An 8123-nucleotide genomic window follows, 5' to 3' on the forward strand; every position below is an offset into this window, starting at 1 on the left:
TCATTTAAACAGTTTGAATGGCTGACGGTTATCTATTCAAACTGTTTTTACATAAAACACCCAAATTAATGGGTCTTATCACAAAATAACGATGGTTTGTTAAACGTAACCAAAAAAACCACAAGAATTGATTATGGTGCCTTTTGATTAGCGGCGTAAACTATTAGATGAACGATAGACAGATTAAATTAAGGGGGATGTAAAAATGAAGTTAAAAAAACTCGGTCTTTCTGTCGCAACCGTGGCATTATTAATGCCAGTAGCGACCTTACCAGCACAGGCCAAGTCAGTCACGATTGCCAAAAGCTTACGAGGGACATGGATATCTAAGCCCGTATACACGTATCAAATGAAGCATACTAAAAAGAATATGGCGATTCCGAAGATGAAAATGGTCATTAAAAGCAAAACGGCTAAGTGGCAATTTCAAGGCTATTTACCAAAGGGCTATAATCACAAGGCTCATACGTTGACCGTGTCTGAGTTATCAGGAGACATGTATGTCTTAAAAGGGACTGGTCCCTTTGGAAAATATAATTATTTAGCCAAGGTAGGTAAGACAGTGCATTATGCTTACCAACACGGTGGCGAAATTGTTTTACACAAGCAATAAGCAATTAACCAGTTATGATGTCATCGTAACTGGTTTTTTTAAGGCAAACTTTAGACAATAAAAATAATTAACGCGTATACTAAAAAGGAATAAATTGGTTTGATTGCAATGAGTGAAAGGGTGTGAATGGACACTGATGGAAAAAGAGACTAAACAAAATAGCGCAACCCAAATCAAGGTTTTTAAGGCGCTTGCCGATCCAATCCGGTTAGCTATCGTCACTTATTTAAAACAGCAGGATCATGAAGTCACATGTGGCGAAGTGGGTGCAGTCGTTGGCATCAGTAAAACTTCCGGAACCTATCATTTCAAACTTTTACAAGCAGCTGGTTTAATTACAGCGCGAAAAGTGGCGCGTGAAAAATACGTCCAATTAGACCCAACGACTTTTGAACAATATGTCACGGACTTCTATAAAAATTTATAACTAACGAGTTAAAAATGAATTAATCATGAGATAACGCATGCAATTTGAGCAGGCGTTTTTTTGTTGCAGTCATTTTTGCGGTATGCTACTGTTAAATAGTTCAAAAATATTTGAACTATTTTCTAAAAAACAACTGGAGGAAAAATAGATGGCACAAAAACATCATCGGTCGGCTTGGATTTTAGGGCTAACATCATTAGGTTTCTTTATGGCAATGATGGATGCCATGATCGTCACGACCGCTTCAACAGCAATTCGGACAGAGTTTCATATCTCAGTCGCAATGTTACAGTGGGCTTTAAATGCCTATAATATTACGATTGCGGCGGTGCTATTAGTTGGGGTTGCCTTGGGTGAACGGTGGGGACGACGGCGGGTCTATATTTTAGGCATCTTCATCTTTACTTTGGGTTCGATTGGCTGTGCACTAGCAACTAATATTACCGTGCTAATTATTGCCCGTATGATTGAGGGCTTAGGGGCTTCTGTAATGACACCAATGTCGATGGCCATTTTGACTAATACCTTACCGGCTCAAGAACGCGGTCGGGCGTTAGGTATTTGGAGTGGGATTGGTGGGCTAGCATTAATTGTCGGACCATCGCTGGGTGGTCTGATCGTCGCTAAACTAACTTGGCAATGGATTTTTTGGATCAATGTTCCGATTGGTTTGATCGCGATTTATTTATCACAGCAACAATTGCCTGAAAGTACTGGCGTAGCTGAAAAAATTCAGCCACTAGATGCTGGGCTAATCATGATAACGCTAGCCGGCTTAATTTGGGCTTTATCAGCATTAACGAAGACAGTTACAGCAACATCCATCTTAGTGGGCATCGTCAGCGTCTTACTCGGCGGTTGGTTTATCTGGCGTCAAAAGCGTTCAGTTCAACCGCTAATGCCCGTTCAGTATTTTAACAACCGGACGTTTACGGGTGCCAATCTAGCCACATTCTTATTATATGCTGCGATGTATGGCGTGGTTTTCTTCTTACCCCAATTCTTACAAATCGTTCTAGGTGGGACCGCTTTAACTGCCGGGCTAGGACTCTTGCCATGGACGGGGACGCTCGTCGTAGTTGCACCGTTTGCTGGGCAAGCTGTAGATCGATTTGGCTCGCGGACCATTGCCATGTGGGGACTGTTACTACAAGGCTTAGGCTATTTAGTAATTGGTTTATTGGTCATGACACACCACACCTATGGCTGGTTGGTTTTACCACTCATGGCGGCTGGAATTGGACTGTCAATGGCTGGCCCGGCACTCCAAAAGGCAGTCTTGGGATCAGTACCAGTAACGGCGCTAGGTAAAGCGGCTGGTATCTACAACGTTTTTCGGTTACTTGGTGGTGCGGTTGGCACGGTCGTGGCCGTATTGGTTTTTTATCGGTTTGGCGCAGGAACGACGGCGACGGCATTTACACTGGGGTTTCGTGCGGCGATGATCAGTGCGGCTAGCTTGTCGTTACTTGGGATTATGTGCTGCTGGCAAGTTAATGAATAATTAATTGTATAATCCTGGTAATCGTTTACAGCGGTAGTTTATACTAGGATTAAACAACTATCGGAGGTACCCACGATGCGTCAACTTTATATTAATCAAAAGATTTTGTCATTTCGTGACCGCTATGCTGTTCTTGATGCGCAGTCAGAACCAGTCTATCAAGTGACTGGGAGTTTATTTTCGATTCCGAAGCATTTTGATATTGAAAATATGGCGGGATCGGTTGTCGCTCGGGTAACAAAGAAACCGATTGCTTGGTTGCCTCGGTTTTATCTTGAAATCGATGGTCGGCAAGTGGCGACTCTACAAAAACGCATGACGGTATTACGAGCTAAATATACGTTATCAGCTTTGAACTTGACGGTGACGGGTGATTTCTGGGATATGAATTTCGAAGTCGCACGTAATGGTCAGGTGATTGGTAGCGTGGCGAAACGCTATTTTTCGATTGGTGATAAGTATGAAATTACGATTTTAGATGATGCCGATGAACGTCTGTTAGTTGGGCTAGTCGTTGCCATTGATTATGTGAAACGTTCCGAAGCCGCCGCTGCGAGTGCCAGTGTTAACAGTTAGCCCAAAGCCATTTCAAGCTAATCCTTGAAATGGCTTTTTTGTTGATACCAAGTTAACCAGATGAATAACAACATGGCGAAACCGATTGCGGCATCAAAGACAACTTTGGTTAAGCCCACTTTTGACCATTTACTAGTCGTGCAAGATTGGACGATACAAGAATTAAAGCTGGCCGACTTGTTAGTGCCATTGATTGCGTCTGAGCAAGGCGTATCCGGGCTAGTGCAACTAACTAGTAAAATAGGATTGAACTGTCAAAAGTATCAAACTCCCGTGAAACCCAGCACTATCGGCAACAGCAAACGCTAAAATAACACATTATTGGTTAATACAATTTTAAAATGATGTGTTTGAGTGATGATTGTTAACGGTTGTATTTTAAGTGAAGTTTGCGTAAGCTGAACTTAGTAAACCAGAGGTGATTTAAATGAACATTAAAGAAGCTAGTACCCAAACTGGCGTTTCTTCAGCGGCGATTCGCTATTATGAAAGTGAAGGCTTGATTCCTGCCATTGATCGGACCCCAGTTGGTAATCGCGATATTGATGAGCGTATCTTACGCCGAATTAAATTTGTCACGCAAATGCGGTCAGCAGGAATGAGTATTGAAAATCTGCGACGCTATATTGAGTTGTATGACTCACCGGCCGATACGGCGGCTGCCGAACAAGCCTTACTACAAGCGCAGCTAACTGAAATGGAAGCCAAACGTGATGATTTGCAGGTGGCAATCGATCATTTGCATGATAAGCTAGATCACTTTTATGAACACATGCAAGCAACGGAAGCCGAGTTACATGAATTAGACCGACAACATGCGGCTAAAACAACCGATGCTGACTAAAAAAATGATACAAAAAAGCTAGCCCTCGTTATTGAGGACTAGCTTTTTTGTATCCTACAACTGTTCAAATAACGTTTGATAATCATTAATTTGATGGTTGATCGTTAATGTTGCATTTAAAATCGGGTCTGGCGCATCAGGTTCAACGACTAAAATCGTCTGCGCGACTTGAGCACGGTTAGCGGCCTGAATGCCAGAGGGTGAGTCCTCAAAAATAGCGGTTTCAGTGGGTAAACCATTGACATGTGCAAGTGCAGTTAAGAACATATCGGGCGCTGGTTTACCAGGTAGTGCGCCATCATTAATGACGACTTGATCCCGGTCAAACCACTGGCTTAGCCCAAGTTGGTCGAAGAAAAAGTCAACATTGGGCTTTTCTGAAGCAGTGGCGATGTTCATTGCGATGCCAGCGGCTTGCGCTTGCGTCAAGAATTGTTTTAGGCCGGCAACAAGGCAGAATTTATCTGGGCGCTGACCACAGATTTCACGATAGATTGCTTCTTTTTTCTCAGAAAAGGCGGCGGCTTCAGCTGTTGTTAAAGGATGGTCGGCATAATGGTTGAAGGTATAGCTATTATTACGACCGGCAATTTCAGTTTGAAAGTCATGTTCAGTCATTTGATGGTTGAATGTTTGGGCTAACATTTGGCCCCATGCTTGGCGTTGCAATTCGGAATCAAAAATCATTGTTCCGTTAAAATCAAAGATCAAGTTCTTTATCATGTTGACTCACTCCTAATTAGTTGTTGAATACAAGATGCTGACATCTGCCGTTTCTAAAGCTTGTTTTAAAGACGATTCAATGGGGGCATCAGTCACCAAATAATCAATTTGATCAAGTGTTAACCCACGATAATTATGGGTGACCCCTAGCCGGGTGTGATCTAAGACTAAGACTAACGTTTGGGACTGTGCGCGTAACTGTTGTTTGAATGGCACATCATCTTGATAAGCAAAAAACAGGCCATTGGCAGTTAGCCCAGCTGCGCTTAAAAAGGTCAGGTCAAACTGAAAGCCAAATAAGTCATGTAGTGCCGCTGAATCCATCGTCCCGCGTCGCGCTGCTTCGTAACGACCGCCTAATAGCCGCATTTGACCTGGCGTTTGTCGCAACAGTTGATCGGCAATATCAATCGAGTTAGTCACTGTTAACGTCTCGGCGGTAACTTTTAAATATTGTGGAATGACGCCGATCGTTGTTGAAACGTCAAGAAATAGGCGTTGCTTGCCGCTCGCTAAAGTCGCTGCCAACTGGCCCAATTGGCGTTTGGTCGTTGGTTGATCGGCCTGCCGGGTCAAATAATCATCGATGCGACTAAATCGATTCGGCAAGCTCAGGCCACCATAGTTGCGGTTCGCAGCGCCAGTGGCAGTTAATTTGATAATATCGCGCCGGGCCGTATCACGTGAAGCACCAGTTAAAGTCATGACATCACGTAATGTTAATGATTGCTTGGTTTTTAGCGCTTTAAGCATTAAATCTAAACGCGCCGCTGCTTGCATTTTGTCACCTCCGTTAATAAGCTTCTTTAAGTATATATAACATTATATGCTTAAAGAAGCTTAAAATAAAGCCTTAATTTAAGCGCTTTCCAAAATAGGTAGTCATGAAGTAATCAGGTTGCTATACTGGACTTAAGCTGTTAAGAAACGGGGGTTGCTAATGACTAGATCACTAAAAATAATCAATTATGGGCTCGTTTTAAGTGCCATTATTGCGTTAATCGTCAGTGGCTTTTTAGTCATCTTGAATCAAGTTGTTCAGATTTATTTAAACGAACAAGATTGGTTTGGCCAATTACTATTGATTATTGGCGGTAGTGGCTTATTATGGTTTTTTGAAAAGAAGTGGCCCCAAACACCACAACTGGCACCGCAAGCATTGGCGGCACTGCACGGTCAGTCGGCAATAACATTAAGACCAGCATGGCAAAATTTATTAGTTGGGATTATCATTTTAGGCTGTGGTGCCGGAGTAGCACCCGGCACTATCTTAATTAGTGTCACCATTACCCTGTCGATTTGGCTGGCTGAAAAGTTGCGATATGTTTATTTTCATTATGCACGTTGGCAACAACTCACGATTTTTAACCAACTGAGACGCTTAGGTTGTCGTCGTCAATATCGGTTGTCTTATCGGCAGCAACATGTGACGCAGCCAGGGCAACAACGGTTAAAACAAGGCTTAATTGGGCTGTTCATTTTAAATGGGCTGACAGTGTTCATCCTTAGTCAGCGATTGACCCATCAGCCACGCCTCGTTACGCCGTTAGTGGCGGATAATTGGCAGTGGTCAAACATTTGGTCGGTGCTACCAATAATCTTATTTACCGCTAGTTTTGCGCATCTCTGGCAGTGGGGAAAGCAGCAGTGTCAGCGTTGGCTACATCATTGGTCATTGGCCGTGCGTATTGGTGTTGGTGGTATTTTGATTTACATTTTAACGCGATTAGTGCCACAAGTTTTATTTTCCGGACAACTCAGGTTGCCACAATTGATTGCGCAATGGTCAAACTTAGCGCCAGTAACGCTGCTTTTACTAGCTGGTATCAAATTAGGCTTCCTCGCATTATGCTTACAGTTAGGTTGGACTGGCGGCGATTTTTTACCAAGTTTAGTAGTCGGTTTCTTAGTGAGCTTTGCGGTTGCCCAGTGGCTGCCACAAGTTACGGCTAGCTTTTGGGTCGCGTTGATTGCGACTAGTTTAACGGGGAGTCTGGTGCAGCGACCACTGTTAGCGGGGATCATCGTGGCGCTATTTTGCCCAGCCAGTTTATGGCCCGTTGTCGGCTGTGCGGCTTTCGGCACTTGGGGGCTCGCAAAAATTTGGCCGATTAATGACTAAATATAAATAAAGTGATTTTAAAGTTTGGTATAATTAGCGGCATAGCAGTTATTTTTGGAGGATTTGATGAAAACAAAAGCGTTTCAGTTGGAGATTCCCGCCGAAGTCGGCGAACAGTTACACTTAACTGATCAAACTGCTGCTAAATTAATCGTACGTCGTGGTCGTTTAGTGGTGCAGTTTGAGGAATCAAGGTTATCTATTTTTGAAAAAGGGGTCTTGGCCTGGCCGGTGGTGATGGCACTAATTGCTAGTATCGGCTATTACTTTTTTTGTGGGTGGCAGCAACACAATTATGTGCAATTAAGTGGTGATTATTCGTTAGCTACTAGTATTATCTTGGTCGGGGTCGTGATGGGCATCTTGCTATTTGCCGGCTTTTTTATTCGCGACCGTAATAACCCACATAATCAGTTCGTTAACAATATTTATTGGCGAAACTTTCCGGTTATTGTGCTCTCATTTGCGTTGATTTTGGCGCTAGTACTCATCGGCGGTATGTGGTTGCTAGGCATTTTATTTAAGGGCGCTGTTTTTGACCGGTTCACCGCTAGTATTATTTTGTTCGCCTTTACTGTGGTGACAAATGTGGCCATGGTCTACGTTGCCTTAATCGTGGATGCTAGCATTTTATCCACGGTCTTGATGCTTGTGATTATTAGTGGCGTCGTTATTTCGATGGCGGTGAATAATCAACGCTACTGGTGGCAGCATAACCTGAGTTTTTTAGGCACGAGTAATGCTTCTAGTGGGTGGCAATTTAATGCGACCTTGATCTTTGCAGCGTTATTAATGATTGCGTTAGTAGATTATTTGTTTGTCAGCTTACAAAACACGTATCCCAAGTCGCGTCAGCTTTGGATTTTACGCATCTTACTGACGCTCACTGCCGTTGACTTAGCCTTAGTCGGTGTTTTTCCCAATAATGCATCTTCGCATGAATTACACGATCAAGTTGCCATTTTTCTAGTGTATTTTATCATTGCCCTAATTGTCGGGATTCGGTGGTTACTGCCAGCAGTGACCAAAGACTTCTTGTACTTATCTTATGGCGTCGGTGTCGCCTTAGTGATTGCTGAAATCTTATTTCAAGTGGTGGGCTACTTCTCATTGACTGCTTTTGAAATCGTCGCTTTTGTCCTGGCTTTTGGCTGGTTACTAATGCTACTAGATCGCATTGAAGCGTTGATTGATATTGGTATTGAAAGTACGATTACAAAATTATAATTAAAAAATCGAGGCTGTGACATAACTAGCCTCTGTACAAGTAAATGGGACGAGAAACCGAATTTTGGTTTCTCGTCCCATTTGTTT

10 protein-coding genes are annotated in these 8123 nt (G+C 43.0%); 8 read left to right on the forward strand and 2 right to left on the reverse strand.

Features of this window, described 5'->3' with window-relative positions:
- Positions 1-205 precede the first annotated feature (205 nt).
- The 6 genes from FFM75_RS13130 (at position 206) to FFM75_RS13155 (ending at position 3964) form a co-directional block, all read left to right on the forward strand.
- Positions 206-613 (forward strand): hypothetical protein, encoded by a 408-nt coding sequence (locus tag FFM75_RS13130; protein ID WP_137629622.1) that lies wholly within the window; start codon positions 206-208, stop codon positions 611-613.
- 136 nt (positions 614-749) lie between these two features.
- Entirely contained in the window at positions 750-1040 is a 291-nt protein-coding gene (locus tag FFM75_RS13135; protein ID WP_137629623.1) for an ArsR/SmtB family transcription factor, read from the forward strand.
- Between the two features lie 148 nt (positions 1041-1188).
- A complete protein-coding gene (locus FFM75_RS13140) occupies positions 1189-2544 on the forward strand; it encodes an MFS transporter (protein ID WP_137629624.1) in 1356 nt (451 codons plus the stop codon).
- Positions 2545-2619: 75 nt separating this feature from the next.
- The gene (locus FFM75_RS13145) at positions 2620-3120 is read left to right on the forward strand and encodes an LURP-one-related/scramblase family protein (RefSeq protein ID WP_137629625.1); all 501 of its coding nucleotides are present in this window, start codon (positions 2620-2622) and stop codon (positions 3118-3120) included.
- Positions 3121-3192: 72 nt separating this feature from the next.
- A complete protein-coding gene (locus FFM75_RS13150; protein ID WP_137629626.1) occupies positions 3193-3429 on the forward strand; it encodes a hypothetical protein in 237 nt (78 codons plus the stop codon).
- A gap of 118 nt (positions 3430-3547) precedes the next feature.
- Entirely contained in the window at positions 3548-3964 is a 417-nt protein-coding gene (locus FFM75_RS13155; protein WP_137629627.1) for a MerR family transcriptional regulator, read from the forward strand.
- A gap of 54 nt (positions 3965-4018) precedes the next feature.
- Here the strand turns inward: FFM75_RS13155 and FFM75_RS13160 are convergent, their stop codons facing one another.
- Positions 4019-4687 carry an HAD family hydrolase gene (locus FFM75_RS13160; RefSeq protein WP_137629628.1) on the reverse strand — a complete coding sequence of 223 codons (669 nt, stop codon included), beginning with the start codon at positions 4685-4687 and terminating at the stop codon, positions 4019-4021.
- A gap of 12 nt (positions 4688-4699) precedes the next feature.
- A complete protein-coding gene (locus FFM75_RS13165) occupies positions 4700-5467 on the reverse strand; it encodes a DeoR/GlpR family DNA-binding transcription regulator (RefSeq protein WP_137629629.1) in 768 nt (255 codons plus the stop codon).
- A 160-nt stretch (positions 5468-5627) separates the two neighbouring features.
- Here FFM75_RS13165 and FFM75_RS13170 point away from each other — a divergent pair, with 160 nt between their 5' ends.
- Both FFM75_RS13170 and FFM75_RS13175 read left to right on the forward strand, forming a co-directional pair.
- Positions 5628-6809, forward strand: a complete 1182-nt coding sequence (locus FFM75_RS13170; RefSeq protein WP_137629630.1) for a chloride channel protein — start codon at positions 5628-5630, stop codon at positions 6807-6809.
- Positions 6810-6875: 66 nt separating this feature from the next.
- Positions 6876-8036, forward strand: coding sequence for a DUF998 domain-containing protein (locus tag FFM75_RS13175; protein ID WP_137629631.1), 1161 nt, complete (start codon positions 6876-6878; stop codon positions 8034-8036).
- Positions 8037-8123 lie beyond the last annotated feature (87 nt).

Source organism: Lactiplantibacillus daowaiensis, assembly GCF_005405085.1.
GTDB lineage: Bacteria > Bacillota > Bacilli > Lactobacillales > Lactobacillaceae > Lactiplantibacillus > Lactiplantibacillus daowaiensis.